Consider the following 24,099-nt stretch of genomic DNA (forward strand, 5'->3'; position numbering starts at 1 on the left):
CATGTCGATCTTCATCATCCGTGGCCCGGAAGCGGCCGGCGCCCTGATCCGCACCGCGATGCCGCTGCCGGCACCGGTCCTGAAGTCACTGGTGCATCGTGCGATCGACGCCGGCACCAGCGTGGCGATCCGTGCCTGTGGTTCTGAACAGGAACTGCTGGACGCCCTACGCGTGGCCGACCACAGCCGCGGCGAGGTGACCCTGCTCGACCCGGGCGCGTGTGCCAACAGCCTGCGCCTGCAGCGCCTGCTGCCGTACCTGCACAACGCCTATGTGGAAGTGCATGACGACGGCGCGGTAGCCGAGCCGTGCCTGCCGGCTGGTGTCGGCCAGCGCCTGGGCATCGCCGCCGGCTACGGCGCGCAGAGTTACGTGCTGGCGCTGGATATCGCGCTGGATCACCTGGGCCTGGCCGAGCAGGCCAACCGGGTGCACGTGGGAACGTAACGCTGCTTGTAGAGCCGAGCCCATGCTCGGCTGCCTTTCCAGGAACCATCAGCCGAGCGTGGGCTCGGCTCTACAGAAGAACGTCGAGCATGGCTCGACGCTACAGAAAGAAAAACGGCGGGGTTGCCCCCGCCGTTTTCGCTTTCTTATTTCAGCCCGCGGAACTTCAGCAGCGGTTCCACCGACGGGTCCTTGCCGCGGAAATCGCGGTACAGGGTCGACAGCTCCACGCTGTTGCCGCGCGAGAGGATCTTGTCGCGGAACTCCTGGCCATTGGCCGCGGTCAGGCCACCGTGCTCGGTGAACCACTGGTAGGCATCGTGGTCGAGCACTTCGGCCCAGAAGTAGGCGTAGTAACCGGCCGAGTAGCCACCACCCCAGATGTGGTCGAAGTAGGTGGTGCGGTAACGCGGCGGCACCTGCGGCAGGTCGACCTTGAACTTCTTCAGCGCGCTGGCTTCAAAGGCGCCGACATCCTGCAGCGGCGCGTCGGCCTTCTGCGTGTGCCAGGCCAGGTCCAGCAGCGCGGCCGACAGGTACTCGGTCGTCGCGTAGCCCTGGTTGAAGCTGCGTGCCTTGAGGATCTTGTCGACCAGCTCCTGCGGCATCGCCTCGCCGGTCTTGTAGTGCTTGGCGTAGTTGGCGAACACCTTCGGGTCCAGCGCCCAGTGCTCGTTGAACTGCGACGGGAACTCGACGAAGTCGCGCGAGGTCGCGGTGCCGGCGATCGACGGGTACTTCACGTTCGAGAACATGCCGTGCAGCGCATGGCCGAACTCATGGAACATGGTGGTGACGTCGTCGAAGCTGATCAGCGCAGGCTGGCCGGCGGCCGGCTTGGTGAAGTTGCAGACGTTGTAGACCACCGGCTTGGCACCGGTCAGGCCGTCCTGTTCGACGAACACGTCCATCCAGGCGCCACCGGACTTGCTGTCACGCTTGAAGTAGTCGGTGTAGAACAGCGCCAGCGAGGTGCCGTCCTTGTCGAACACTTCGTACACCTTCATGTCCGGGTTGTAGGTCGGAATGTCGGTGCGCGGCTTGAAGGTGATGCCGTACAGCTGGGTGGCGGCGTAGAAGACGCCGTTCTGCAGCACGTTGTCCAGTTCGAAGTACGGCTTGATCTGCGACTCGTCCAGATCGTACTTGGCCTTGCGCACCTGCTCGGCGTAGAAGTCCCAGTCCGAAGCGGCGACCTGGAATCCACCCTTCTGCGCGTCGATGACCTTCTGGATCTCACCGGCTTCGGCGCGTGCCTTGGCGGTGGCGGCCGGCACGGTGTCGGTCAGCAGCTTGAGCGCGGCAGCCGGGGTCTTGGCCATCTGGTCGCCCAGCTGGTAGTCGGCGAAGGTGTCAAAGCCGAGCAGCTTGGCCTTCTGCGCACGCAGCTGGGCCAGGCGCTGCACGGTCTGCCGGGTGTCGTTGGCATCGCCGCGCTCGGCGCGGGTTTCCGAGGCCTTCAGCACGGCGGCGCGCTGGTCGCGGTCGCTCAGCGAGCCGAGCACCGGCTGCTGGGTGGTGTTCTGCAGCGGCAGCAGGAACTTGCCATCCAGCTTGCGGTCCTTGGCGGCGGCGGCAGCGTTGTTGATAGCGCCCTCGTCCAGGCCGGCCAGCTTGGCCTTGTCGTCAACGACAACGGCCGCAGCAGCGGTGGCGGCCACCAGGCGGGTGTGGAACTGGGTGGAGAGCGTGGTCTCTTCCACGTTGAGCTTGCGCAGGCTCGCCTTGTCGGCGTCGGACAGCTGCGCACCGGCGCGCACCAGGCCATCGTAGTAGTGCTCCACCAGGCGCTTCTGCACCGGGTCCAGCTCCAGCGTGTCACGCTGGTCGTACAGCGACTTCACGCGCGCGAACAGCTTCGGATCGAGGTTGATCTCGTCCTGGTGCGCGGCCAGCTTCGGCGCCACTTCTTCCTGGATCTTCTGGCGTGCGTCGTTGGTATCGGCCTGGACCAGGCCGAAGAAGATGCGCGACACGCGGGTCAGGGTCTCGCCGCTGCGCTCCATCGCCACGATGGTGTTGTCGAAGGTGGCCGGCTCGCTGCTGTCGGCGATCCTGCGCACGTCGGCCAGGTGCTGGCGCATGCCCTCTTCGAAGGCCGGCAGGTAGTCGCTGTCCTTGATCTTGTCGAACGGCGGGGCCTGGAACGGCAGCGTGCTGGCACTCAGCAGCGGATTGGTGGAGGCTTCGGCCGGCTGCTGGGCCGGGGTCTTCTGAGCATCGGACACGGGGGTGGACTCCTTGCCGGAACAGGCCGCCAGCGCCAGGCTGATGGCGGCGGCCAGGACTACGGTACGCGACATGTAAAACGCTCCTTGGGCAGACGGTATGGATACCAGCCCTCCACCCTACTCCTGTCGCGCTCGCTCGGCATGTGCCGGACGTGGCGTCTATGCGGCGGCCTGCAACCGGCTCAGACCGTGCCGCGGGTCTTGCCGATCCAGGGCCGGTAGAACTCGCGGATGGCAGCCATGTCGGCCACATCGTCGCCGCTCGGGGTGAACAGCGGACCGATGCCGATGGTCTTTTCCGGATAGTGGAAATACGCGGTCAGGATCGGTACGTCAGCCATCCGGGCAATCTTCAGGAAGCCGGCCTTCCAGTCCTTCACGGCCTTGCGGGTGCCCTCGGGCGTGATGGCGAACCACATCTTCTCGTTGTTGCGCAGCAGGTCCACGGCCTGGCCGACGGTGCCCTGCGGCGAGCTGCGATCGAGCGGGATCACGCCCAGCTTGTGCAGCAGCGGGCCCAGCGGCCACCAGAACAGCGAGGCCTTGCCCAGCACCTTCACCTTCATGCCCAGCGCGATCTTGGCCGCCATGCCCCACAGCCCGTCCCAGTTGGACGAATGCGGGGCGATGATGAAGACCAGCCTGGGGATGTCCGGCAGGGTGCCGGTCACCTTCCAGCCGCCCATGCGCAGGGTGCAGCGCGCCAGCCAGCGCAGGAAGGCGTTGGGTTTGACCTGTGGCATCTGCGGCGGCACGGCCGGCAGCAACGAAGTCGGGTTGTTCAAGCAATCACTCCCAGTCACGTGATGAGCGCCCGCGCTTGATCTGCGCGCGCCCGCGTTTGGCGTCCAGACGACGCAGTTTCGACCCGAGGGTCGGCTTGGTGGCCTTGCGCGGTTTGGGCACGCTCAGCCCGGCCTGGATGAAGGCCGCCAGCCGCTCGCGCGCATCCTCGCGATTGCGATCCTGGGTGCGGAATCGTTGCGCGTCGATGACCAGCACGCCTTCGCCGGTCATGCGCCGGTCACGCCGCGCCAGCAGGCGCGCGCGCAACGGTTCGGGCAACGAGGGCGAGTTGGCCACGTCGAAACGCAGTTCCACCGCGGTGGACACCTTGTTGACGTTCTGGCCGCCGGCGCCACTGGCGCGCACGAACCGCTCGACGATCTCGCCGTCGGGGATTTCAAGCTGCGCGCTGATGGTGACCGGTCCACTGCCCATCCGCGCATTGTAGCGGCAGGCACGTGGTGAAGTACGCCATCGCGCCCCGTATGCCGCCGATCAGGCACCGAACACGCCGCCTTCGCCTGGGCTGCGGGTATGCTGGCGGTCCCATGTACCGCAGGAAGCCCCGCATGACCCGCTCCACACCCGCCCTGCCGTCCCTGCTGCGCCGCGCCGCCCTGCTGCTGGCGCTGGCCGTGGCCAGCGTTCCGGCCCTGGCCGCCCCGCCGACCGACGGCGACATCAACCGCCTGCTGTCGGCCTCGCGCGCGCAGAGCATGATCGACACCATGGTGCCGCAGATCGAAGCCATGCAGCAGCAGCAGTTCCAGCAGGTGGCCGCGCAGCGCCAGCTCACCGCCCAGCAGCAGGAACAGCTGAAGCGGATCCAGGCCCGGACCAGCCAGACCCTGCGCCAGGCAATGTCGTGGCAACAGCTGCGGCCCATGTACGTGGACCTGTACAAGAAGACCTTCAGCAAGGAAGACGTGCTGGCAATGGCCGAGTTCTACGAGAGCGCGGCCGGCCAGAGCCTGCTGGACAAGACCCCGGCGCTGATGCAGAACGTGATGGTGGCGATCCAGGCGCGCATGCAGCCGCTGTTCGCGGATCTGCAGAAGGACCTGGAAGCGATCGTCAACGAGCCGGAAAAGAAATAACGGGGTGCGCCGGGCCACGCCCGGCCGCTGGCTGTAGAGCCGAGCCCACGCTCGGCTTACCGCAGCAGCATCAGGCGTCGTCCACCTGCCAGCCGAACAGGTCCAGCGCCTTCTGGAACTCGCGATCCAGCGGCGCACTGACATCCACGCTGCCACCGTCCGGGTGCGGGAAGCGCAGGCGCTCGGCGTGCAGCAGCATGCGGTGCACGCCCTGCATGCGGAAGATGCGGTTGTGGCGGCCATCGCCGTGGCTGGTGTCGCCGATCATGTGGTGCGACAGGTGCTTGAGGTGCCGGCGGATCTGCCGGAAGCGCCCGGTCTGCGGCTGGCAGCGCAGCAGCGCGTAGCGCGAACTGCTGAACTCACCCACCGGCACCGACAGCTCGCCGGTGGCCAGGCGCTGGAAGTCGGTGACCGCCGGCTTCTTCACCGGCTTGCCCGGCCCGCCGTCCAGGTCATGGTCCACCCGCCAGGACAGCTCGGCCGGCCAGCCCCGGCAGACCGTCAGGTAGTCCTTGGCCACTTCACCCCCCATCAACGCCTTGCCCAGCGCACTGGCGGTCTCGCGGTCGAAGGCCAGCAGCAGGCAGCCGCTGGTGGCCCGGTCCAGGCGGTGCACGAGGAAGATCGGGCGGCCCAGCTGCTCGCGCAGGCGGTCGGCCAGGAAATCATCTTCGCCACGGGCCAGCTTGCTGTCGTGGACCATCAGCCCGGCGGGCTTGTTGACCACGGCCAGGCGCTCGTCCAGGTGCAGCAGCTGCAGGGGCGCGGTTTCGGTCTCGACCGCGGCGAGGGTGTCAGGTTCGGTGCTCACCGCAGGATTATACGGGCGCCCTGATCGGGGTCAGATCCCTTTTCCTGCGGAAAAGGGATCTGACCCCGGGTTGGTGGCGCGGCGGTCAAGCGTTGCGCACGGCCAGAAGCTCGCCGTTGCCCACCGGCACCAGGCTGGTGCCGAAGTCCGGATCGGCATCCAGCAACGCGCGCAACGGTTCCATCTGCGCGGCGTGCGAGGTGGCGTTGTCCACCACCAGCAGGCCCCCCCGCCGCAGCACACGGCGCAGCTGCGGCCACCAGCCGGCGTACTGTTCGCGGTCCGAATCGAGGAACAGCAGGTCAATGCTGGCATCGGCGGCCTGTGCCAGCCACTGCCCGGCATCGCCGTGGACCAGCGTGATGCGATCGGCAAGGCCACTGCGCGCGAAGGGGTCACGCGCCATCACCACCTTGTCCGCGGCGTATTCCAGTGTGGTCACGTGGCCGTCGATGGCGGCTGCGGCTTCGGCAATCCACAGCGTGGAATAACCGTTGGAGGTGCCGATCTCCAGCACCCGGCGCGCATTGCCGAAACGCACCAGCACCGACAGGAATTCACCGGTGTCCGGCGTGATGTTGAGCATGCGCCGGGCGCGCTCGGTTTCATGCGCGTCGTTTTCAGCACCGAAGCGTGCCAGTTCGTTCTTCAATTCCGAAAGCTGCATCGTCATTGCTTCTTTCATTTGCCACAGCAAGGGTGAGCATTGTGGCCTGTCCGGCCACATTTCGTACTTGTCTTAAGCCTGTACTCCGATGGGGTTGCGATAGTTCCCGCCTTCTTCACGCGGGATGGTCCACCGGCCCGCGGCCCTCATTGGTTTCCGCAAGGACACGGCCATGGTTCTCGACATTCTGGCAATCGGCGCCCACCCCGACGACATCGAACTCGGTTGCGGCGGCAGCCTGGCCAAGCTGGCCCGCGACGGTGCACGCATCCATGCGCTGGTGCTCAGCCGTGGTGGCCGTGGCTGCCATGCCGGCATCGACCGCAGCGACGAATCCCACCGCGCGTTGCGCCGCCTGGGTGTGACCGAGGTGATCCAGCAGGATTTCCCGGATACGCGCTTTCCTGCCTGCCGCAACGACATCGTCGCGGTGATCGAGCAGGCCTGCGCGCAGATCGCACCGCATCGCGTCTACACGATGTGCGGCGAAGACCACCACCAGGACCATCGCACCGTCCATGAAGCGTCAATCATCGCCTGCCGCAGCATCCCGCAGATCCTCTGCTACGAGAGCCCCAGCACCCTGCCGCAGTTCGCACCGCAGGTGTTCGAGGACATCAGCGCACAACTGGACCTGAAGATCCATGCGTTGCGCGAGCATGCCAGCCAGGGCGATCGCCACTACATGCAGGAGGACCACCTGCGCTGTCACGCGCAGTTCCGCGGCCAGCAGATCGGCATCGGCCCCAGTGAGGGCTTCGTGCCCTACCGGCTGGTGCTGTGATGAAAACGCTGCTGTTCCTGGCCATGTGTGCCTTCATCCTGGTGCGTGTGTGCGTGCAGGCCTCGCGTCGCCCCAGCACGCGCCTGTACAGCATCGATGCGATCGTGCCGGCCTACAACGAAGCGCCGTGCCTGGAGCGCTCGTTGACCGGCCTGCTGCAGAACCCCTACGTGGCACGGGTGATCTGCGTGAACGACGGTTCGACCGACAACACCGCCCAGGTACTTGATGCGCTGCAGGCGCGCTGGCCCGGGCGCCTCGTGGCCGTGCACCAGGCCAACACCGGCAAGGGCGGCGCGCTGATGCATGGCCTGCGGCACGCCACCGCCGAGCAGGTGTTCCTGACCGACGCCGACACCCACATCGATCCGCGCGGCCATGGCCTGGGCCACCTGCTGGACGAGATCGAGCGCGGTGCCGATGCGGTCGGTGGCGTACCCTCGTCCAGCCTGCAGGGTGCCGGCTTCCTGCCGCATGTGCGCGCCAGCCTGAAGCTGCCGATGATCGTCATCAAGCGCAGCTTCCAGCAGTGGCTGGGCGGCGCACCGTTCATCGTCTCCGGCTCGTGTGGCCTGTTCCGCACCTCGGTGCTGCGCAAGGTCGGTTTCTCCGACCGCACCCGCGTCGAAGACCTGGATATGTCCTGGTCGCTGGTCGCGCAGGGCTACCGTGTCCGCCAGAGCGTGCGCTGCGTGGTCTACCCGCAGGAATGCAACACGCTGGTGGAGGAATGGCGGCGCTGGCGACGCTGGATCGTCGGCTATGCGGTATGCATGCGCCTGCATCGCGGCCTGCTGCTGACCCGCTTCGGCGTGTTCAGCATCCTGCCGATGATGCTGCTTGCCCTTGCCGGCATCGTGCTGACGCTGCAGGTCTGGTTCGGTGCGGCCCAGCTGCATGGGCCGGGTGGCCTCGCCCTGTCGGTGATGCCGTTGTTCTGGATCGGCATCGTCATGTTGCTGGCGGTGATCAGTGCGATCCACCACCGCCGCGCGTCGCTGGTCCCTGCCGCCGCGTTCTCGATGCTGTACGTGCTGCTCGCCTATGCGATCTGGCTGATGCATGGCGTGGCCGGGCTGTTTACCGGCCGCGAGCCGGCACGCGACAAGCCGACCAGGTATCCGCATGTGGTGGAATGACCTCGCCGCCATGGCCGACGCGCTATCGACGCTGCCACCCCACGTCGATTCCAGCGCCCAGGTTTCGCCGCGTGCGATCGTGCGGGGCGAGGTACGGATCGGCGCTGGCAGCCGCATCTGCGACGGCGCCCAGCTGCACGGGCCGGTATCGATCGGCCGCGACTGCCTGATCGGCAACAACGCACTGCTGCGCGGTCCGCTGCACATCGGTGACGGTGTGCGCATCGGCTTTGCCAGTGAACTGAAGAACGCACTGATCGGCGACGGCGCCTGCATCGGCCCGCAGTGCTTCATCGCCGACAGCCGCGTCGACGCCCGTGCCTACCTGGGCGCGCTGGTGCGTACCAGCAACCATCGCCTGGATGGCGCAACGGTCACCGTCCACATCGGCGACACCGTCATCGACAGCCAGCGCGACAAGCTCGGCGCCTGGATCGGCGAAGGTGCCGCGCTGGGCGTCGGCGTGATCATTCTGCCCGGTCGCATCGTCGCCCCGGGCAGCCAGTTCGGCCCGCGCATCACCGTGGAACGAAACCTGCCGCCCGGTCGCTACCGGCTGCTGCAGTCGCTGCATTCCCAACCCCTGGAGTAACCCCATGCGATTGATCATCCGTGGCGCACTACCGTGCGCCCTGCTGCTGGCTGTGTCCAGCGCCCATGCCGGCATCGACCGGGTGTCGGTGCAGCTGGATCATGCCGACTACACCGATGGCTTTGGCAAGCGCGACGTACAGACCGTGGATGTGGCCGGTCGCAGCGGTGACAGCCGCTGGCATCTGGGCCTGGCCCATGGTGAACGCGACTACGGCAGCAAGCGCTTCAGCGGCAATCGGGTGCAGGGCTCCCTGCACCAGCGCTGGAGTCAACGCTTTTCGACCCGCACCGCCTTCACCGCCTCCAACGATGACCCGGTATTCGTCAACCGCCAGCTCAACCAGGACTTCCAGTGGAAGGTGGCACCGCAGACCGTGCTGAGCGTGGGCGGCAAGTACGCCCAGTACCATGCCGGCGCATACGTGAGTGGCTGGTCGGTAGGTGCCTCGCACTACTTCCCGCGCGTGACCACCTCACTGCGCCACGAGCGGCATCGCCAGTCCAATGGGCCCGACGGCCATGGCACCACGCTGTCACTGCGCCTGAAGGATGCGCAGGGCGGTGGTTCGACCCAGCTGTGGCTGGGCAGCGGTACGTCCGGCTACACCGCCGATTCCGATCCGCTGCTGCTGCGCGAACACGATGCACGTCGTGCCTTCCTGCGCCGCAGCCAGCCGCTGGGGGAGCATCTGGTGCTGGACATGGGCATTGGCAAGACCTGGCACAGGACGCGCCTGGACCGCTTCCAGAGCGTGCAGTCGCACCTGGGCCTGGGCTACCACTGGTAGAGCCGTGGCCGGTCGGCGGCGCGTGACGCCGCCGACCCTCGATCAACAGGCTTCAGCGCCACCACGCGCGCGCCAGCGCCAGCGCGCCGACGGCACCGGACACCCAGCTCCACATCGGCAGGTCGCCCCAGTACCAGCCTGGCGGTTGCAGCACGTACACCAGTGCGGCGATGGCCAGCAGGCCGACGCCGGTGATCGCACCGACCGCGCGCTTCTGCAGGCGCTGCACGCTGGCATCGAGCGCGACCAGATCGCGCGAGCGCATCGCCAGCTCATGGCGGCCCTCCACCTGCTGGGTCAGCCAGGCGTGCACCAGGCGCGGCATGTCCGGCGCGTGGGTCATGATTTCCGGCAAGCGCTTGCCGATCTCGCGCACGACCCGACGCGGGCTGTAGCGCTCGCGCAGGATCTTCGCCAGCACCGGCTTGGCCACCGCCCAGATGTCGATCTGCGGATCCAGCTGGCGCCCGACACCTTCGATGTTCAGCAGGGTCTTCTGCAGCAGGATCAGCTGCGGCTGCAGGGTCAGCTGGTAGCGCTGCGCCACGCGGAACAGCTTCATCAGCACTTCGGCCAGCGAGATCTGCGACAGCGGGCGGGTGAAGTACGGCTCGCACACCGAACGCACGGCCGCTTCCAGATCATCGATGCGCACGTTGTCCGGCATCCAGCGCGCCTGCACGTGCAGTTCGGCGATGCGGCGATAATCGCGGTTGAAGATGGCCATGAAGTTCTCGGCCAGGTAGTACTGATCTTCCTGCGACAGCTGGCCCATGATGCCGAAGTCCAGCGCGATGAAGCGCGGGTTGGCGCGACGCGACGGATCGGTATCGACCCAGATGTTGCCGGCGTGCGCATCGGCATGGAAGAAGTTGTCGCGGAACACCTGGGTGTAGAACACCCGCACGCCCTTGGCGGCCAGCGCCTTGCGGTCGATGCCGGCCTTGTCCAGTGCAGCGATGTCATCGGACGGAATGCCCCACACGCGCTCCAGGGTCAGCGCGCGCTCGGCGGTGTGGCTCCAGATCACTTCCGGCACGTACAGGTCGTCGCTGTTTTCCCAGAAGCGGCGCAGCACGCTGGCATTGGCGCCTTCGCGCTGCAGGTCCAGCTCAGCGGCCAGGGTGTTCTCGACTTCGGCCACCACTTCGCGCGGACGGATCTTGTCGGCACGCGGATGCGTACGCTCGACCAGGGCGGCCAGCGAGTTGAGCAGGGCGATGTCGGCGTCGATCTGCTTCTCGATGCCCGGGCGCAGCACCTTGACCACCACCTGGCGGCCATCGGCCAGCGTGGCCGCATGCACCTGTGCGATCGAGGCCGAGGCCAGCGGTTCGGTATCGAAGCTGGCGAATGCCTCGCTGACCGGCAGGCCGAGTGCTTCCTCGACGATGCGGCGCGCGGTATCGCCGTCGAACGGCTTGACCCGGTCCTGCAGCAGGGTCAGTTCGTTGGCCACGTCCGGCGGCACCAGGTCGCGGCGGGTGGACAGGATCTGGCCGAACTTGACGAAGATCGGACCGAGATCCTGCAGCGCCAGGCGCAGGCGCGCACCGCGCGACTGTACAGCGATGTCGGCCGAAGCACGCGGCACGAACGGTTTGGCCAGGCGCAGCCAGCGCTCAGCCGGCGTGCCGTGCAGCAGGTCGTCCAGGCGGTAGCGCAGGATCACCCGGCCGATGCGGCTTGCCCGCAGCACGGCCTTCATGCGGCACCCCGCAGGCGCTGGACGCGCGCGCCAAGGCGCTCGACGTCATCACGCAGTACGTCCACATCATCGTGGAAGGCATCCAGTTCGGCGCGCGGTACCACGTCGCGCGATTCCTCGGTGATGAACTCGGCAGCGCTGTGGGCCAGATCGATCGCACCCTGGCGCGCGTGCTGCAGGGCGCTGCGCAGGGTGTTGGCCACCTGCACACCCAGTACCTCGCCGAACACGCTGACGAACGGCTGCTGCCAGTCCGGATCGAAACCCTTGGCCAGCTGCTGCAGGCGTCGCGCCAGTTCGGCGTCACCGGCCACGCGTACACGGCCCTTGTTGTTGGACTCGCCGCGCCGTGCGTTGGCCAGCAGCGGCAGCTGCGCCAGCACGCCGGCCAGGCTGCTGCGCACGGCCAGGTCGGCTTCCTGCGCATCCACCGGGCCGACCCGCAGCTGGTCGCCGTCGACGCTGATGCGCATCGCCAGCGACGGCGCTTCCAGGGTCAGGTCGATGTGCCGGCCATCTAGACTGGCCAGTGCATGGCGGGTATCCGGATCCAGCGCCAGCGCGCGGTTCAGGGCGATCTGCAGGGCGCGGCCAGCGACCGGCTTGAGGGACTTGAGCAGGGAAAGAGCCATGTGCGCATTCTACCTGCGTGGGTGGGGGGCTTGCGCCGGGCTGCCGCCCGGCACCCGCGGTAGTGTCGGCCGCTGGCCGGCAAGATCAACATCAAAAGCTGGCGATCCGTGAGATGGCGGGGTGGGTCCCGTTGCTGCGCAACGGGCTCTGACCCCAATGCTGATGGGATCTGGCGTTGGTAGATGCCGACCTTGGTCGGCGCTGGATGTCAGGGGGCCAACCATGGTTGGCCGCTACCCGAGCCGGCAGCCCGGTGATTCATCTGTGCCTCACCTGGGTGGCTATGGAAGGTTCATGCTGTACGGCCACGCAACGCACAGGACATCGCATTCCCATGGCACGGACCCGGGTCGGCATCATCTTCGGGGGCAAATCCTCCGAGCACGAGGTTTCACTGCAGTCGGCGAAGAACATCCTCGATGCGCTTGATCGCGAGCGCTTCGAGCCGGTGCTGGTCGGCATCGACAAGCAGGGCCAGTGGCATCTGAACCAGCCGGACACCTTCCTGATCAACGCCGATGATCCGTCGCGCATCGCGCTGCATCGCTCGGGCCAGTCGCTGGCGGTGCGCCCGGGTGCGGAACAGGCACAGCTGCAGCCGTCCGATCCGGCCAGCGCGCTGGGCCAGATCGATGTGGTGCTGCCGATCGTGCATGGGCCGCTGGGCGAAGACGGTGCGCTGCAGGGCCTGCTGCGCATGGCCAACCTGCCCTTCGTCGGCTCGCCGGTACTGGCTTCGGCAGTGGCGATGGACAAGGACGTGACCAAGCGCCTGTTGCGCGACGCTGGCCTGCAGGTGGCACCGTGGCTGTGCATCCGTCGCCACCAGGCGGCAACGGTCGATGTCGATGCGGTGATCGCACAGCTCGGTCTGCCGCTGTTCGTGAAGCCGGCCAACCAGGGTTCGTCGGTGGGCGTGAGCAAGGTCAAGGACGCAGCGGGCTTCGCCGACGCACTGGCATTGGCGCTGCGCTACGACCACAAGGTGCTGGTGGAATCGGCGGTGGTCGGCCGCGAGATCGAGTGCGCGGTACTGGGCAACGCGCACCCGCAGGCCAGCCTGTGCGGCGAGGTGGTGGTGCACGACGAGTTCTACGCCTACGACACCAAGTACATCAACGAAACTGGCGCCGAGGTGGTGGTACCTGCGGATATCGATGCCGCAACCCAGGCGCGCATCCAGCAGATCGCACTGCAGGCCTACCAGGCGCTGGAGTGTGCCGGCATGGCGCGCGTGGACGTATTCCTAACTGCGGGCGGCGGGATCGTCATCAACGAGGTCAACACGCTGCCGGGCTTCACCCGCATCAGCATGTACCCGAAATTGTGGGGTGCCAGCGGAGTCGATTACACGACGTTGATTACGCGCCTGATCGAACTGGCACTGGAGCGTCACGAAGCCGATCGCGGATTGCACAGCGCCGCGTAGCGTTGTGATCGCCCGCAGAGCCGAGCATGGCTCGACTCTGCGGAAAGCGATGCCGGCCAGCGGCCGGCACTACCGGCTAGCCGCGCTTGCGGAACATCGAGATCACCGCAAGGATCAGGAACACCACGAACAGGATCCAGGCGATGTTCGTTGCGGCGCCGGCAATGCCGGAAAAGCCCAGAACGGCGGCGATGATGGCGATGACAAAGAAAATGATGGCGTAATGCAGCATGGCGCTCCTCGCGGGTGGTCGAGCCTTGGATGGCGTGGGTCCATCCTCCCGATCCTGCGGTGTGCAACCAGTGACGGCGATCTATGCAGCAGATGAAGCCTTCAGCCTGCGCAGCCCTTCTTCGATGCTGACCTGCGGCACATAGCCGAAATCCCGGCGGGCCGGCTCCATGCTGTACCAGTGCGGCGTGCACAGCTGCTCGGCCAGGAAGCGGGTCAGCGGCGGCTCGCCACGCAGGCGCAGCAGCGGCCACAGCCGTTCGCAGACCGCGCCGATGCGATAGGCGGTCTTGAAACTGATCGCCTTGTCCACCGTCGGCGCGCCAACAGCGGCCAGCAGCCGGTTGACCAGCTCGCGCATGGGCAGCGGTTCGCCGTTGGAAATGAAGTAGGCCTTGCCCGCACACGCGGCACCCGGCGCCAATGCCTCGAAAGCGAGGAAATGCGCGAGTGCGGCGTTGTCGATGTAGGTGGTATCGACCTTGTTGTTGCCGTCGCCGACCAAGCGCAGGCGACCCTGACGTGCACGCTCGGCCAGGCGTGGCACCAGCTGCTGGTCACCCGGGCCCCAGATCAGGCGCGGGCGCAGTGCCACCGTCGCCAGCGATACATCGTTGGCGGCCAGCACGCGCTGTTCGGCGATCGCCTTGGTCGCCGCATACGGTGCCTGGAAGTCCTCGCCGTACGGCACCTCGTCAGCCCCCAGGCCTTCCACCGGATGCGTGGCGCGGTGGGTCACGCTGGGCGTTGAGGTGTAGACCAGCCGGTTGATGCCGTGCGCGCGGCATGCCGCAATGACATTGTCGGTGCCGACCACGTTGGCCTGGTGGTAGCTGTCATAGCTGCCCCAGGCGCCGGCCTTGGCGCCGTTGTGGAACACCGCATCGACGCCGGCCACCGCGTGCAGCACTGCCTGCGCATCGGCCAGATCGCCGCGGATCTGGCCCACGCCCATGGCCTGCAGTTCCGGGTAGTGGCTGCGGTTGAACGCCAGCACCTGGTGGCCACGTTCGACCAGCCCGCGGCACAGCGCCTGGCCAAGGAAACCACCACCACCGGTGACCAGGATCTTCATGCGCGCTTCTCCAGTTCGGCGCTGGCCCAGACGGCGAGCTTCTCGCGGCCGATCTTGGCGTTGTGACGGATATCGACGGGGAACGCGGGATGCATCAGGAAGTGCTGCAGGCCGGCCTCAGGGGTGCGCGCTGCGGCATGCGCACGCAGCGCTTCCTGCAACGCCGGGCTGTCGCTCTGGCCACGCTGCAGTTCCACGCACAGCACCGGTACCTGCGCACCCGCCGGGCCAACGCCGACCAGTGCCGTGCGTGCCACGCCGGGCACGGTATTGAACACCGGCTCGACCTGTTCGGTGTACAGCGGCCCTTGTGCGGTTTCCACGCGATGGGTCTTGCGCCCGCAGAACCACAGCCGGCCCTGCGCATCGAAGTAGCCCACGTCACCCATGCGATGGACGATGCGGGTGCTGCCATCGGCCAGCGTCTCGCGGATCTTCGCTGCGGCCGTGGCCTGCGGGCGGTTGAAGTAGCTGTCGGTGGCGGTCGGGCCAGCCACCGTGATTTCTCCCACTTCGCCAACCGCCAGCACGCGCGCCTGCGACCAGTCGGCCAGCGGCGCGTCATCGATGGCGATGATGCGCACTTCGTTCGGGGCCACCACGCTGCCCACGCAGGTGCCGGCGCCGGCCTCGGTGGCCGCGCGGGTACGCTCCAGCTCACGCCCCTCGACCACCGCCACCGGCAGGCACTCGGTGGCGCCGTACGGGGTCCAGAACTGCGCATCGGCGGGCAGCAGGCTGCGGATGGTGGCGACCACGTCCGGCGGCACCGGCGCACCGGCCGAGGTCACCCGGGTCACCGTCGGCAACGGCCGGCCATGCCGGGCCAGCACCCGCATCAATGCCGGCGAGCCGAACAGCTGGGTCACGCCGAAGCGCTGGATGGCATCGTGCAGGCGTGCCGGATCGGCCTGCGCCGGCCGGGTCGGGTCCATGTCCGGGATCACCGAGGTCAGGCCCAGCGCCGGGTCGAACAAGGCAAAGGGCGGGAAGGTCGGCAGGTCCACGCCGCCCGCTTCCATGCCGAACGCGCTGCCCAGCAGCTGGATCTGGCCCACGAAGTGGCGGTGGCGGTAGACCACGCCCTTGGGCACACCGGTGGAGCCGCTGGTGAACAGGATCGCCGCCATGTCCTCGCCATCGGTATCGGCCAGCATCGCCCCGCCCTTGGCGCCGGCGCGCTCCAGCGCAGCCAGGCTGGTACCGCCCCAGCCGAGGCGGCGGCCAACGGTGACCAGGCGGGTCGCCGACGGCGCCCAGCGCAGCGCCAGCCGCGCCACGTGCGCCAACGGAATGCCGATGAAGGCCTGCGGCTGCGCCTCGTCCAGGCACTGTTTCAGCGCGCGCTTGTCGATGCCCGGATCGACCAGCACCGGCACCGCGCCCAGCTTGAACAACGCGAACATCAGCAGGAAGAACTCCGGCGACGGCCGCACCATCACCACCGTGCGCACTCCACGGCCGATCCCATAGCCGGCCAGGCCGGCGGCCATGGCATCACTGCGGGCGTCCAACTGGCGGTAATCCAGGGTGACATCGTAGGCGGCCATGCCGTTGCCGGCGCCCCGGCGGCCCGGGCAGCGGATGGCGATCTGGTCAGGGCGTTCACGCGCCAGTTCAGGCAGGCGCGCGGCAATGTTGCAGGGTCGGTTCATCCGTTCATTGTCGCCGCTTACGGAATTTCTTGCGCGGCGGCCCACTTCGTGGAAAATCCGCACCCTCGTTCCTGATTCCGACTGCCGCCCGAGGCGGCTTGCCCATGCAACATCCCTGCATGACCTGCGGCGCCTGCTGCACCCAATACCGCGTGGCCTTCCACTGGATGGAATCGGACGAGGTCACCCCCGGCGGCGTGCCGCACCAGCTGACCGAGGTGCTGGACCCGCACCGTCTGTGCATGCGCGGCACCCACTCCAAGCCGGTGCGCTGCGTGGCGCTGGACGCGCAGATCGGCGTGTACTCACGCTGCACCATTCACCCCAACCGGCCCAGCGTGTGCCGTGAGGTGGATGCATCGTGGGAGTACGGCAAGGCCAGCCCGCAGTGCGACAAGGCACGCATCGCCTACGGCCTGGACCCGCTGACGCTGGCCGACTGGCGCTGGCGCGATGACGCCGACAATGACGACGATCACCCGGACGACAACGGCAACAGCCCGTCCTCACCGCCGCAGGCACCGGTCGCGGCGTAGTAGTGCCGGCCGCTGGCCGGCAACCTCATGAACCCTTCGGGTGTGCCGACCAACGGTCGGCACCCACCGGAAGAGGAAGGGGTGGGTGCCGACCGTTGGTCGGCACACCGATCAGATCGGGTTCTTGTCCAGAAAAGCGCGGATCTCCGGCACCAGCACTTCGTGCTTGTCTTCCAGCACGTAGTGCCCGGCGTCCTCGAAGGCATGCACCTGGGCCTGCGGCAACGCGGCCTGGAAGCCCTTCAGGAAGTGGTGGTCGAACACGAAGTCGCGCAGGCCCCAGCCGAGGAAGGCCGGTCGGTCGGCGAACGACGGCAGCGCCTTGCCGGCCCGCTCCAGCAGCGACCAGGCCTTGTCGGCCGGCGACAGCGGGATGTCCTGCATGAAACGGATGGTGCTGATGCGGTTGGCCCAGCTGTTGTACGGCGACACGTAGGCGCGGCGCACGTCGGCCGGCATCTTCCGCTCCACGCCCAGCCACGAGGCACCGGACGAGAACGCGTTGAAGCTGCGGATGATCCACTCGCCGATCTTCCAGTGGCGGCCCAGCGCGATCTGCCACGGCATCGTCTTCGCCGCCGGCATCGGGAACGCGGCGGTATTGAGCACCACCAGGCGCTTGACCTGGTCGTGGTGCGACAGCGCCCAGCCGAAACCGATCATGCCGCCCCAGTCGTGCACCGCCAGGGTCACCGGGCCGGTGATGCCCAAATGCTTGAGCAGCGCATCGAGGTCATCAACGCGCGACTGCAGCGTGTACTCGTAGCGGCTGTCATCGGGCTTGTCCGACAGGCCCATGCCGATGTGGTCCGGCACGATGCAGCGGTATGTGTCCGACAGGCCGGCCACCAGCGTGCGCCAGTAATAGCTCCACGACGGGTTGCCATGCACCATCACCACCACTTCGCCATCGCGCGGGCCTTCGTCGAGATAGTTCATCGACAGGCCGGGGCGAACCTCGAAGCGCTGCGGGTGGGCGGGGTAACCGGGAAGATCGCGCATGCGGAGCACCTAGGGAGAGTCGCGGCGCAATGTGGAGCCGAACCGATGCTCGGCTGCTCTCCGGTCCGCTGCGGAAGAGCCGCGCTGCGCGCGTGAGCCGAGCAAGGCTCGGCTCTACAGGAGGTCGGGCAGCGGGTTGCTTACCAGACCACTTCAGCCATCGAGCAGTTCAGGCCGGAACCAATGCCCAGAAGTGCGATGCGATCGCCCTTCTTCAGCTTGCCCAGCTGCTTGAGCTTGCTCAGCACGATCGGCACCGAGGCCGGGCCGATGTTGCCGTGCTCGCCGAAGATGGTCATGACCTTCTTCGGGTCGATGCCGAAGTTCTTGATGAACGCAGCGGTGTGCGGCTGGCTGACCTGGTGGATCACGAACTGGTCCAGCTCTTCCACGGCCCAGCCCAAGGCGATCTTCGCGGCGGTGAAGGTCTTCTGGGCCAGCTTGATGCCTTCGATCAGCAGCAGGCGGGTATCGGTGACCATGCGGTCCAGATTGCCCAGGCACAGCTGGTTCCACTCGGTGGCCGAACGGGTCACGCCACCCTTGTAGCGGGGTGCATCCGGCACCAGTTCCGAGCGCGCCATCACCATCGCGGCGGCGCCCGAACCGGTGGTCAGGGCGGCCAGCTCGTTGCGGAAGTCGTCGGCGGTGACGTCCGGGGCGGTCATGCGCTCCAGGGTCTTCTCGTACACCAGGTTGGCGGTCTCGCCATCCACCACCAGCGCGTAGTCGATGTCGCCACGCTCGATCATGCGCGCCGCGATATCCATGCCGTTGATGAAGGCCAGGCAGGCATTGGCGACGTCGAAGGTCATGCACTCGTCGCTGACGCCGAGGTTGCCCGACACGATCGAGGCGGTGGACGGCTCCAGGTAGTCGCGGCTGACCGAGGTGTTGACCAGCAGGCCGACCTGCGTCGCATCGATGCCTGCGTCTTCCAGCGCCTTGCGGCCGGCCATGGTGGCGGCATCGGACGCCAGCACGCCGTTGTCCCACAGGCGGCGGGCATGGATGCCGGCGATATCGCCGAGCACGTCGGTGCGGATACCGAGGCGATCCAACGTCGGCTGCAGCCGCTCGTTGATTTCCTTGGTCGTCAGCGTATGCGGCGCATCAACGTGTGCCAGGCCGGCGATCGAGACATTCTTGAAGAGCATCGAGGTTAGCGCCAAGGCTCAGGCAAAAGGGGGCGCTATTCTATAACCCCCGGGGCCTTCACCGCATCTTTACGAATTCAGGCTTGGCCGTATGGTGAAGCGTTCAGCGCGGCGGGCACTGGAACGCGGCGAACCGCTGGCTGCCATCTGCGGGCGCGGCGGCGGCCTGTACGGCGTTGGCGCCGGCACTCGGGGCCTCGTTGCGGGCCAGGGTTTCCAGCTCTTCCTGCACGCGCAGCGGGTTGCGGTTGTAGAAGCCGACCTTGCTCTTCACGGTGACCACCACCTCGCCCTTGGCGATGCAGCCGGCCGGAACCGGACCTGCCGGCAACACGCGGGTCGCCTTGCCGGCCGGTTCGATCGGCACCCAGGTACAGGCAGTGACGGTGAGCAGCAGAGAGGAAAGCAGCAGAACGCGCATGGGCAGATCCTGGAAGGGTATGGGGCGATTCTGCCTGAACAGCCTGAATCGGGGGTAGCCGGGGCCGGGGTCAGAGCCCCCTGCGGGGGATCCGACCCCAGGTCGGCAGAGGGGTCGGATCCCCCGCAGGGGGCTCCGACCCCTTAAGGGGTTGCCGGCCAGCGGCCGGCACTACCGGGGGAGCCGGCCCGCCACAGGCGGGCCGGGTCGTGCCTTATTTCTTGACCGGGTTGCCCTCGGCGTCGATCACCGTCACCTCGCCCAGGTTCAGCGCGCGCACGGCCGCTTCGGTCTGCTTGAGATCGCCCACCACCACCCAGGTCAGGGCCTGCGGCTTGATCTCGGCAGCGGCCTGCTGCACCTGCGCCGGGGTCATCGCTTCGATCTCGGCCTTGCGACGCAGCACATAGTCGTCCGGGCGCTTGAACTGCACGATCGAACCGATGGTCGCGGCCACGGCACTGGCGGTCTCGTAGGCACCGGGCAGGCTGAGGGTCTGGATGTTGCGGATGCGGTTGACTTCGGCAGCGGTGGCCGGCTTGCTGCCGTCGGCGAATGCGGCGATCTCCTTGCGCATTTCCGCCAGTGCCGGGCCGGTCTTGTCGATCTGCACCGGCGCACTGGCCATCCACGGGCGCTGGCCCACCGAACTGGTCGCGCTGCTGCGCGCGCCGTACGACCAGTGCTTGTCCTCGCGCAGGTTCATGTTCAGGCGCGAGGTGAAGTCGCCGCCGATCACGCCGTTGGCAATGTCGAAGCGGGTCGAACTGGCGGCGCTGGACGGCGCCACCACCTGGCCGGCGAACAGGTTGGCCTGCACCGCACCCGGCTGGTCGATCAGGAACACGCGCGGGCCCTTCGGCAGCGCGACATCGGTGGCCGCCTTCACCTGCGGCGCCTCGCCGGTCGCCTTCCAGTCACCCAGCTGCTTGTCCAGCAGCGGCACGATCTCGGCCAAGGTGGTGTCACCGACCACGATCAGGGTGCCATTCTGCGGGCGCAGCCAGTCGTGGTGGAAATCAACCAGATCTTCGCGGGTGAGGCCGTTGATCGCCGCCTCGTCGCCGCTGCCGGTGAACGGGATGGCGTACGGGTGGCCCTTGCCGTACAGCAGCGGCGGCAGCACGCGCATGGCCACCGCACCCGGGTTCACCTTCTCCTGCTGGATGCCGGCGATCCAGGTCGCCTTGACCCGGTCGATCTCGCCCTGCTCGAAACGCGGTTCGCGCAGCAGGTCGCGGTACAGCGCCAGCGACGGTGCCAGGTTTTCCTTCAGCGCCGACAGGTCCACGCTCATCGAGTCCAGGCCGGCCGAGGCATCCAGGCTGGCGCCCAGTGCGTCGGCGGCGTCGGCGAAGGCCAGCGAACCGAGCTTGCCGGCGCCTTCGGTCATCAGGCTCATGGTGAAGTTGGCGGTGCCGGGCTTGCGGCCCTGGTCGGCGCTGAAGCCGCCCGGGAACTGGTAGCTGAACTGCACCACCGGAATCTCGTGGCGTTCGGCCAGGATCACCTGGGTGCCGTTCTTCAGCGTGGCGCGCTGCAGTGCCGGGAACTTCAGCTGCGGGAACTCGCGGGTCTGCGGCACGCCGGCCTTGCGGTCCACCTGTTCCGGCAGGGTGCTGTACTTCGGGTCCACCGCCGGCACGGTGAACGGCTTCGGCGTCTGGCTCGGTTCTTCCTTCAGCGCCACGCGCTCACCCGGTGCGATCACCAGGGTGTGGCTGCCCTTGTCCAGCCACTCTGCGCCCAGGCGGCTCAGATCGGCGGCACTGGCCTTCTCGATGTTGGCCAGCGAGGTGCGGAAGCAACCCGGGTCGCCGGTGAACACCGCGCACTCGGCCAGCGCATCGGCCTTGCCGCCGAAGCCACCGATGCGCTCGATGCCACGGATGAAGCCGGCACGGGCGCCGGTCTTGGCGCGCTCCAGCTCGGCCGCGGTCGGGCCCTGCTTGATCAGGCGGTCCAGTTCCTCGTCGATGATCTTCTCGACCTTGGCCGGGTCCTGGCCCTGCTTGACGGTCGCCACGATCACGAAGTTGGAGCCCAGCTGCGACGTCGACAGGCCCGAGCCGATGCTGTCCACCAGCTTGTCCTGGTGCTGCAGGCGCTGGCTCAGGCGTGAGGACTTGGCGCCGCCCAGCACTTCGGAGAACAGCTGCAACTGGTCGATGTCGGCGGTGCCGACCTGCGGCACGTTCCAGGCGCGGTAGATGCGCGCCTGCGGCACCTTGTCGGTCATCGTCTCGCGGGTATCGGCACTGCGCTTGGCCACGTTCACCGCCGGCTGCGCCATGGTCGGGCCAGCGGGGATGCTGCCGAAGTACCTGGCGACCTTCTCCTTGGCGGTGGCCAGATCGATGTCGCCGGCCAGCACCAGCACCGCGTTGTTCGGGCCATACCAGGTGCGGAACCAGGTCTTCACGTCATCCAGCGAGGCCGCGTTGAGATCGTTCATCGAGCCGATCACGCCGTGGTGGTACGGGTGGCCAACTGGATACAGCGCCTTGTTGATCTGGTCCCAGGCCTGGCCGTAGGGCTGGTTCTCGCCCTGGCGCTTCTCGTTCTGCACCACGCCGCGCTGCTCGTCCAGCGCAGCCTGGTCGATCGCACCGACCAGATGGCCCATGCGGTCCGACTCCATCCACAGCGCCATGTCCAGCGCGGTGGTCGGCACGTTCTCGAAGTAGTTGGTGCGATCGGTGTTGGTGGTGCCGTTCTGGCCGGTGGCACCGACCTGCTTGAACGGTTCGAAGAATTCGCCGTCGTGGTTCTCGCTGCCCTGGAACATCAGGTGCTCGAACAGGTGCGCGAAGCCGGTGCGGCCGGCCGGCTCATCCTTGCTGCCCACGTGGTACCAGACGTTGACCGCGACGATCGGCGCCTTGCGATCGGTATGCACGATCACGCGCAGGCCGTTGGGCAGGGTGAACTGCTCGTACGGGATATCGACCTTGGCCGGTGCCGTCGGCCTGGCGGCAAGCGCGGAGGTGGGCGCAAGCGTGCCCAGGGCGGTGCTGAGGGCGACGGCCAGCAATGCGGCGCGCGGGCGAAGGGCGAGAGACATATCCGGATCCTTGGTCACATAGGTGAATCCCGATCCTAGCCTGCGCAGGCAACGGCAGGAATCGGTCGCCAGTCACTGGGGGTGTTTGCCCTGAAGGCCATCCGGCCCGGCCCCAGCCGGGGGGCGTGAACCGTCACATGTGCCGGCTGAAGGCGTCCGGACAGTGTCCGCGGCATATCGAATGGACAGGTGTCCGCCCACCGGACACTTTTCGATTGATAAAAAACCCTTGTAAATCAATGAATAAAAGTTGGCACGGGGATTGCTTGGTACTTCCTGCGCCAGGAAGGGCTTCAGACTCAAGCTGACTGAAGACTGAACAAATGCAGGAAATCGAAAATTCTTCTTGCATCCCCAGAATTGGTGTACTACCTTACTACCACACCACTGATCACCAACACTAAACAGGCCCCGTCATGAACGCCAAGACCATTGCCATCGCCATCGCCCTGATCGCCGGCACCGCGGTTGTTTCGTCGGTGCAGGCCTCCGAATCCATCAAGACCCTGGCCACCGTGCAGGTTCGCCCGGCCGCCGACCAGCTGGCCCAGCAGGCCTGGGAACAGGCCAGCGGCATCCCGACCCTGGCCACCGTGGAAGTGCGCCCGAGCGCCGACCAGCTGGCCGAGCGCAACGGCTACGTCGCCGCCCCGGTCGCCGCCGCGATGCCGATCACCACCCTGGCCTCGGTGGAAGTGCGCCCGAGCCTGGAACAGCGCGTCGCCCTGGCCGCCGAACTGGAAGCCCAGCGCTACGCCGCCACCCTGGCTGCCGCTGCCACCAGCGTCGCCAACCAGGTGATCGTCAACCTGCCGGCCCTGCAGGTGCGTCCGAGCGCTGCCGACCTGCAGGCCCTGGCTACCGAAACCGCCCAGGTCCTGCTGCGCCCGTAAGCGGTGCCGCCCTGCCCAGCGCAGGGCGTGCGCCCTAGAGGCGGCCGCCGTCGCAGGTACACTGCGCCGATGAATGCCGCGCCCCCGTTCCACGTAATCCTGTTCCAACCGGAAATCCCGCCCAACACGGGCAATGTGATCCGGCTCTGCGCCAACACCGGCGCGCAGCTGCACCTGGTCGAGCCGCTCGGCTTCGCACTGGAAGACAAGCAGCTCAAGCGCGCCGGCCTGGACTACCACGAGTACTCGCGCCTGCAGGTGCACCCCGACCTGGACACCGCGCTGGCGCGGATCGCACCGAAGCGGTTGTTCGCCCTGAGTACGCGTGCCAGCGTCCGCTACGACAGCGTGGCGTTCGAAGATGGCGATGCCTTCCTGTTCGGCCCGGAAAGCCGTGGCCTGCCGCAGGACGTGCTCGATGCGCTGCCGGATGGCCGCCGCCTGCGCCTGCCGATGCGGCCGGGCCACCGCAGCCTCAATCTTTCCAACACCGTTGCCGTGGTGATGTACGAGGCGTGGCGGCAGCATGGGTTTGCCGGCGGCGCGTGAGGCCATGCTTCTCCCTTGCGCCCGACTGCTGAAGCGCGCGCATGCGTTCATGGGCGTTACTTTTCTTTCCGCGCGGAAAGAAAAGTAACCAAAAGAAACGCGCCGCCATCCGCGAGCCGGTGCTGCGCACCGGTACCCTGCGCTCCTCGGCCCGCCGGGGGACGGCGCGGAACTCGCTGCGCTCAGACACCCGCGCCTCTTCGCCCCCACCGGACCTGCGGTGCTCGGCTCGCTTCAAGGCGGACCCAACAGCCGCGCAGTAGCAACTGTCTTGTCAGGGGCAGCCGAGGGCCACCTCGGCGTCCCGCTTACGGGCGTTGAGGATCACCAGCATTTTGCGCATGACCGCCACGAGCGCCACCTTGCTCGCTTTGCCCTTGGCCTTCAGGCCAGCGTAA

At 67.3% G+C, this 24,099-nt stretch carries 24 protein-coding genes and 1 pseudogene; 10 read left to right on the plus strand and 15 right to left on the minus strand.

Annotated elements, in window-relative coordinates; translation table 11 throughout:
* Position 1 precedes the first annotated feature (1 nt).
* Positions 2 to 448, plus strand: a complete 447-nt coding sequence (locus tag AC5P56_RS18735) for a 3-dehydroquinate dehydratase (protein WP_004153636.1) — start codon at positions 2 to 4, stop codon at positions 446 to 448.
* Positions 449 to 594: 146 nt separating this feature from the next.
* Here AC5P56_RS18735 and dcp read toward each other — a convergent pair whose 3' ends face one another.
* The 3 genes from dcp to arfB all read right to left on the minus strand — a co-directional run bounded on the left by dcp (position 595) and on the right by arfB (position 3,900).
* Positions 595 to 2,751 (minus strand): peptidyl-dipeptidase Dcp, encoded by a 2,157-nt coding sequence (dcp, locus tag AC5P56_RS18740; protein WP_049405170.1) that lies wholly within the window; start codon positions 2,749 to 2,751, stop codon positions 595 to 597.
* A 110-nt stretch (positions 2,752 to 2,861) separates the two neighbouring features.
* Positions 2,862 to 3,464, minus strand: a complete 603-nt coding sequence (locus tag AC5P56_RS18745; protein ID WP_014645556.1) for a lysophospholipid acyltransferase family protein — start codon at positions 3,462 to 3,464, stop codon at positions 2,862 to 2,864.
* A 4-nt stretch (positions 3,465 to 3,468) separates the two neighbouring features.
* Positions 3,469 to 3,900 (minus strand): alternative ribosome rescue aminoacyl-tRNA hydrolase ArfB, encoded by a 432-nt coding sequence (gene arfB, locus AC5P56_RS18750; RefSeq protein ID WP_005420755.1) that lies wholly within the window; start codon positions 3,898 to 3,900, stop codon positions 3,469 to 3,471.
* 113 nt (positions 3,901 to 4,013) lie between these two features.
* Between arfB and AC5P56_RS18755 the strand changes: the two genes are divergently transcribed.
* Complete coding sequence (locus AC5P56_RS18755) at positions 4,014 to 4,562, plus strand: DUF2059 domain-containing protein (RefSeq protein ID WP_401730180.1); 549 nt, start codon at positions 4,014 to 4,016, stop codon at positions 4,560 to 4,562.
* 70 nt (positions 4,563 to 4,632) lie between these two features.
* Here AC5P56_RS18755 and AC5P56_RS18760 read toward each other — a convergent pair whose 3' ends face one another.
* Together AC5P56_RS18760 and AC5P56_RS18765 are read right to left on the minus strand one after the other, a co-directional pair.
* Positions 4,633 to 5,376, minus strand: a complete 744-nt coding sequence (locus AC5P56_RS18760; RefSeq protein ID WP_014645554.1) for a pseudouridine synthase — start codon at positions 5,374 to 5,376, stop codon at positions 4,633 to 4,635.
* A gap of 85 nt (positions 5,377 to 5,461) precedes the next feature.
* A complete protein-coding gene (locus AC5P56_RS18765) occupies positions 5,462 to 6,049 on the minus strand; it encodes an O-methyltransferase (RefSeq protein ID WP_495231849.1) in 588 nt (195 codons plus the stop codon).
* Positions 6,050 to 6,215: 166 nt separating this feature from the next.
* On the opposite strand from AC5P56_RS18765, the gene AC5P56_RS18770 reads away from it, so the two are divergent.
* The 4 genes from AC5P56_RS18770 to AC5P56_RS18785 are packed head-to-tail and all read left to right on the plus strand — an operon-like array spanning position 6,216 to position 9,348.
* The gene (locus AC5P56_RS18770) at positions 6,216 to 6,827 is read left to right on the plus strand and encodes a PIG-L deacetylase family protein (protein WP_014645552.1); all 612 of its coding nucleotides are present in this window, start codon (positions 6,216 to 6,218) and stop codon (positions 6,825 to 6,827) included.
* Positions 6,827 to 7,966 carry a glycosyltransferase family 2 protein gene (locus tag AC5P56_RS18775; protein ID WP_014645551.1) on the plus strand — a complete coding sequence of 380 codons (1,140 nt, stop codon included), beginning with the start codon at positions 6,827 to 6,829 and terminating at the stop codon, positions 7,964 to 7,966. The genes AC5P56_RS18770 and AC5P56_RS18775 overlap by 1 nt, the downstream gene beginning before the upstream one ends.
* Entirely contained in the window at positions 7,953 to 8,558 is a 606-nt protein-coding gene (locus AC5P56_RS18780) for an LbetaH domain-containing protein (protein ID WP_032962223.1), read from the plus strand. The genes AC5P56_RS18775 and AC5P56_RS18780 overlap by 14 nt, the downstream gene beginning before the upstream one ends.
* A gap of 4 nt (positions 8,559 to 8,562) precedes the next feature.
* Positions 8,563 to 9,348, plus strand: coding sequence for a YaiO family outer membrane beta-barrel protein (locus AC5P56_RS18785; protein WP_032962225.1), 786 nt, complete (start codon positions 8,563 to 8,565; stop codon positions 9,346 to 9,348).
* A 52-nt stretch (positions 9,349 to 9,400) separates the two neighbouring features.
* Here the strand turns inward: AC5P56_RS18785 and ubiB are convergent, their stop codons facing one another.
* Positions 9,401 to 11,056, minus strand: coding sequence for a ubiquinone biosynthesis regulatory protein kinase UbiB (ubiB, locus tag AC5P56_RS18790; protein WP_014645548.1), 1,656 nt, complete (start codon positions 11,054 to 11,056; stop codon positions 9,401 to 9,403).
* The gene (locus AC5P56_RS18795; protein ID WP_005420772.1) at positions 11,053 to 11,688 is read right to left on the minus strand and encodes a ubiquinone biosynthesis accessory factor UbiJ; all 636 of its coding nucleotides are present in this window, start codon (positions 11,686 to 11,688) and stop codon (positions 11,053 to 11,055) included. Before AC5P56_RS18795 ends, ubiB begins: the two co-directional genes overlap by 4 nt.
* Positions 11,689 to 12,023: 335 nt before the next feature.
* On the opposite strand from AC5P56_RS18795, the gene ddlA reads away from it, so the two are divergent.
* Positions 12,024 to 13,118, plus strand: coding sequence for a D-alanine--D-alanine ligase (ddlA, locus tag AC5P56_RS18800; RefSeq protein ID WP_126411594.1), 1,095 nt, complete (start codon positions 12,024 to 12,026; stop codon positions 13,116 to 13,118).
* Positions 13,119 to 13,194: 76 nt separating this feature from the next.
* Here ddlA and AC5P56_RS18805 read toward each other — a convergent pair whose 3' ends face one another.
* The 3 genes from AC5P56_RS18805 to oleC all read right to left on the minus strand — a co-directional run bounded on the left by AC5P56_RS18805 (position 13,195) and on the right by oleC (position 16,079).
* A complete protein-coding gene (locus AC5P56_RS18805) occupies positions 13,195 to 13,350 on the minus strand; it encodes a DUF1328 domain-containing protein (protein ID WP_005407633.1) in 156 nt (51 codons plus the stop codon).
* 81 nt (positions 13,351 to 13,431) lie between these two features.
* Positions 13,432 to 14,424 (minus strand): 2-alkyl-3-oxoalkanoate reductase, encoded by a 993-nt coding sequence (oleD, locus tag AC5P56_RS18810; protein ID WP_014645546.1) that lies wholly within the window; start codon positions 14,422 to 14,424, stop codon positions 13,432 to 13,434.
* Positions 14,421 to 16,079: an olefin beta-lactone synthetase gene (gene oleC, locus AC5P56_RS18815; protein WP_041862955.1), complete on the minus strand. Its 1,659-nt coding sequence runs from the start codon at positions 16,077 to 16,079 to the stop codon at positions 14,421 to 14,423. Before oleC ends, oleD begins: the two co-directional genes overlap by 4 nt.
* A gap of 104 nt (positions 16,080 to 16,183) precedes the next feature.
* Here oleC and AC5P56_RS18820 point away from each other — a divergent pair, with 104 nt between their 5' ends.
* A complete protein-coding gene (locus tag AC5P56_RS18820; RefSeq protein ID WP_029380125.1) occupies positions 16,184 to 16,615 on the plus strand; it encodes a YkgJ family cysteine cluster protein in 432 nt (143 codons plus the stop codon).
* Between the two features lie 111 nt (positions 16,616 to 16,726).
* Here AC5P56_RS18820 and AC5P56_RS18825 read toward each other — a convergent pair whose 3' ends face one another.
* The 4 genes from AC5P56_RS18825 to AC5P56_RS18840 form a co-directional block, all read right to left on the minus strand.
* Positions 16,727 to 17,617, minus strand: coding sequence for an alpha/beta fold hydrolase (locus AC5P56_RS18825; protein ID WP_014645544.1), 891 nt, complete (start codon positions 17,615 to 17,617; stop codon positions 16,727 to 16,729).
* A 140-nt stretch (positions 17,618 to 17,757) separates the two neighbouring features.
* Entirely contained in the window at positions 17,758 to 18,774 is a 1,017-nt protein-coding gene (locus AC5P56_RS18830) for a 3-oxoacyl-ACP synthase III (protein ID WP_014035559.1), read from the minus strand.
* 103 nt (positions 18,775 to 18,877) lie between these two features.
* Positions 18,878 to 19,195 carry a DUF4156 domain-containing protein gene (locus tag AC5P56_RS18835; RefSeq protein ID WP_005407628.1) on the minus strand — a complete coding sequence of 106 codons (318 nt, stop codon included), beginning with the start codon at positions 19,193 to 19,195 and terminating at the stop codon, positions 18,878 to 18,880.
* A 214-nt stretch (positions 19,196 to 19,409) separates the two neighbouring features.
* Positions 19,410 to 22,259 carry a M16 family metallopeptidase gene (locus tag AC5P56_RS18840; protein WP_126411591.1) on the minus strand — a complete coding sequence of 950 codons (2,850 nt, stop codon included), beginning with the start codon at positions 22,257 to 22,259 and terminating at the stop codon, positions 19,410 to 19,412.
* Between the two features lie 416 nt (positions 22,260 to 22,675).
* Here AC5P56_RS18840 and AC5P56_RS18845 point away from each other — a divergent pair, with 416 nt between their 5' ends.
* Together AC5P56_RS18845 and AC5P56_RS18850 are read left to right on the plus strand one after the other, a co-directional pair.
* Positions 22,676 to 23,152 carry an XAC0231 family protein gene (locus AC5P56_RS18845; protein WP_014645542.1) on the plus strand — a complete coding sequence of 159 codons (477 nt, stop codon included), beginning with the start codon at positions 22,676 to 22,678 and terminating at the stop codon, positions 23,150 to 23,152.
* A 69-nt stretch (positions 23,153 to 23,221) separates the two neighbouring features.
* Positions 23,222 to 23,701: a tRNA (cytidine(34)-2'-O)-methyltransferase gene (locus AC5P56_RS18850; protein ID WP_495231850.1), complete on the plus strand. Its 480-nt coding sequence runs from the start codon at positions 23,222 to 23,224 to the stop codon at positions 23,699 to 23,701.
* Positions 23,702 to 23,975: 274 nt separating this feature from the next.
* Here AC5P56_RS18850 and AC5P56_RS18855 read toward each other — a convergent pair.
* Positions 23,976 to 24,099: pseudogene (locus AC5P56_RS18855) on the minus strand (IS110 family transposase); the annotation flags it as partial.

The sequence above is a fragment of the Stenotrophomonas sp. YJH_SMC_131 genome, assembly GCF_059367975.1.

Excerpts from the sequence above, each read along its gene's own strand:
- AC5P56_RS18735 (WP_004153636.1), top strand. The coding sequence starts at position 2 with ATGTCGATCTTCATCATCCGTGGCCCGGAAGCGGCCGGCGCCCTGATC.
- dcp (WP_049405170.1), bottom strand. The coding sequence starts at position 2,751 with ATGTCGCGTACCGTAGTCCTGGCCGCCGCCATCAGCCTGGCGCTGGCG.
- arfB (WP_005420755.1), bottom strand. The coding sequence starts at position 3,900 with ATGGGCAGTGGACCGGTCACCATCAGCGCGCAGCTTGAAATCCCCGAC.
- AC5P56_RS18755 (WP_401730180.1), top strand. The coding sequence starts at position 4,014 with ATGTACCGCAGGAAGCCCCGCATGACCCGCTCCACACCCGCCCTGCCG.
- AC5P56_RS18765 (WP_495231849.1), bottom strand. The coding sequence starts at position 6,049 with ATGACGATGCAGCTTTCGGAATTGAAGAACGAACTGGCACGCTTCGGT.
- AC5P56_RS18770 (WP_014645552.1), top strand. The coding sequence starts at position 6,216 with ATGGTTCTCGACATTCTGGCAATCGGCGCCCACCCCGACGACATCGAA.
- AC5P56_RS18775 (WP_014645551.1), top strand. The coding sequence starts at position 6,827 with ATGAAAACGCTGCTGTTCCTGGCCATGTGTGCCTTCATCCTGGTGCGT.
- AC5P56_RS18780 (WP_032962223.1), top strand. The coding sequence starts at position 7,953 with ATGTGGTGGAATGACCTCGCCGCCATGGCCGACGCGCTATCGACGCTG.
- AC5P56_RS18785 (WP_032962225.1), top strand. The coding sequence starts at position 8,563 with ATGCGATTGATCATCCGTGGCGCACTACCGTGCGCCCTGCTGCTGGCT.
- ubiB (WP_014645548.1), bottom strand. The coding sequence starts at position 11,056 with ATGAAGGCCGTGCTGCGGGCAAGCCGCATCGGCCGGGTGATCCTGCGC.
- AC5P56_RS18795 (WP_005420772.1), bottom strand. The coding sequence starts at position 11,688 with ATGGCTCTTTCCCTGCTCAAGTCCCTCAAGCCGGTCGCTGGCCGCGCC.
- ddlA (WP_126411594.1), top strand. The coding sequence starts at position 12,024 with ATGGCACGGACCCGGGTCGGCATCATCTTCGGGGGCAAATCCTCCGAG.
- AC5P56_RS18805 (WP_005407633.1), bottom strand. The coding sequence starts at position 13,350 with ATGCTGCATTACGCCATCATTTTCTTTGTCATCGCCATCATCGCCGCC.
- oleD (WP_014645546.1), bottom strand. The coding sequence starts at position 14,424 with ATGAAGATCCTGGTCACCGGTGGTGGTGGTTTCCTTGGCCAGGCGCTG.
- oleC (WP_041862955.1), bottom strand. The coding sequence starts at position 16,079 with ATGAACCGACCCTGCAACATTGCCGCGCGCCTGCCTGAACTGGCGCGT.
- AC5P56_RS18820 (WP_029380125.1), top strand. The coding sequence starts at position 16,184 with ATGCAACATCCCTGCATGACCTGCGGCGCCTGCTGCACCCAATACCGC.
- AC5P56_RS18825 (WP_014645544.1), bottom strand. The coding sequence starts at position 17,617 with ATGCGCGATCTTCCCGGTTACCCCGCCCACCCGCAGCGCTTCGAGGTT.
- AC5P56_RS18830 (WP_014035559.1), bottom strand. The coding sequence starts at position 18,774 with ATGCTCTTCAAGAATGTCTCGATCGCCGGCCTGGCACACGTTGATGCG.
- AC5P56_RS18835 (WP_005407628.1), bottom strand. The coding sequence starts at position 19,195 with ATGCGCGTTCTGCTGCTTTCCTCTCTGCTGCTCACCGTCACTGCCTGT.
- AC5P56_RS18840 (WP_126411591.1), bottom strand. The coding sequence starts at position 22,259 with ATGTCTCTCGCCCTTCGCCCGCGCGCCGCATTGCTGGCCGTCGCCCTC.
- AC5P56_RS18845 (WP_014645542.1), top strand. The coding sequence starts at position 22,676 with ATGAACGCCAAGACCATTGCCATCGCCATCGCCCTGATCGCCGGCACC.
- AC5P56_RS18850 (WP_495231850.1), top strand. The coding sequence starts at position 23,222 with ATGAATGCCGCGCCCCCGTTCCACGTAATCCTGTTCCAACCGGAAATC.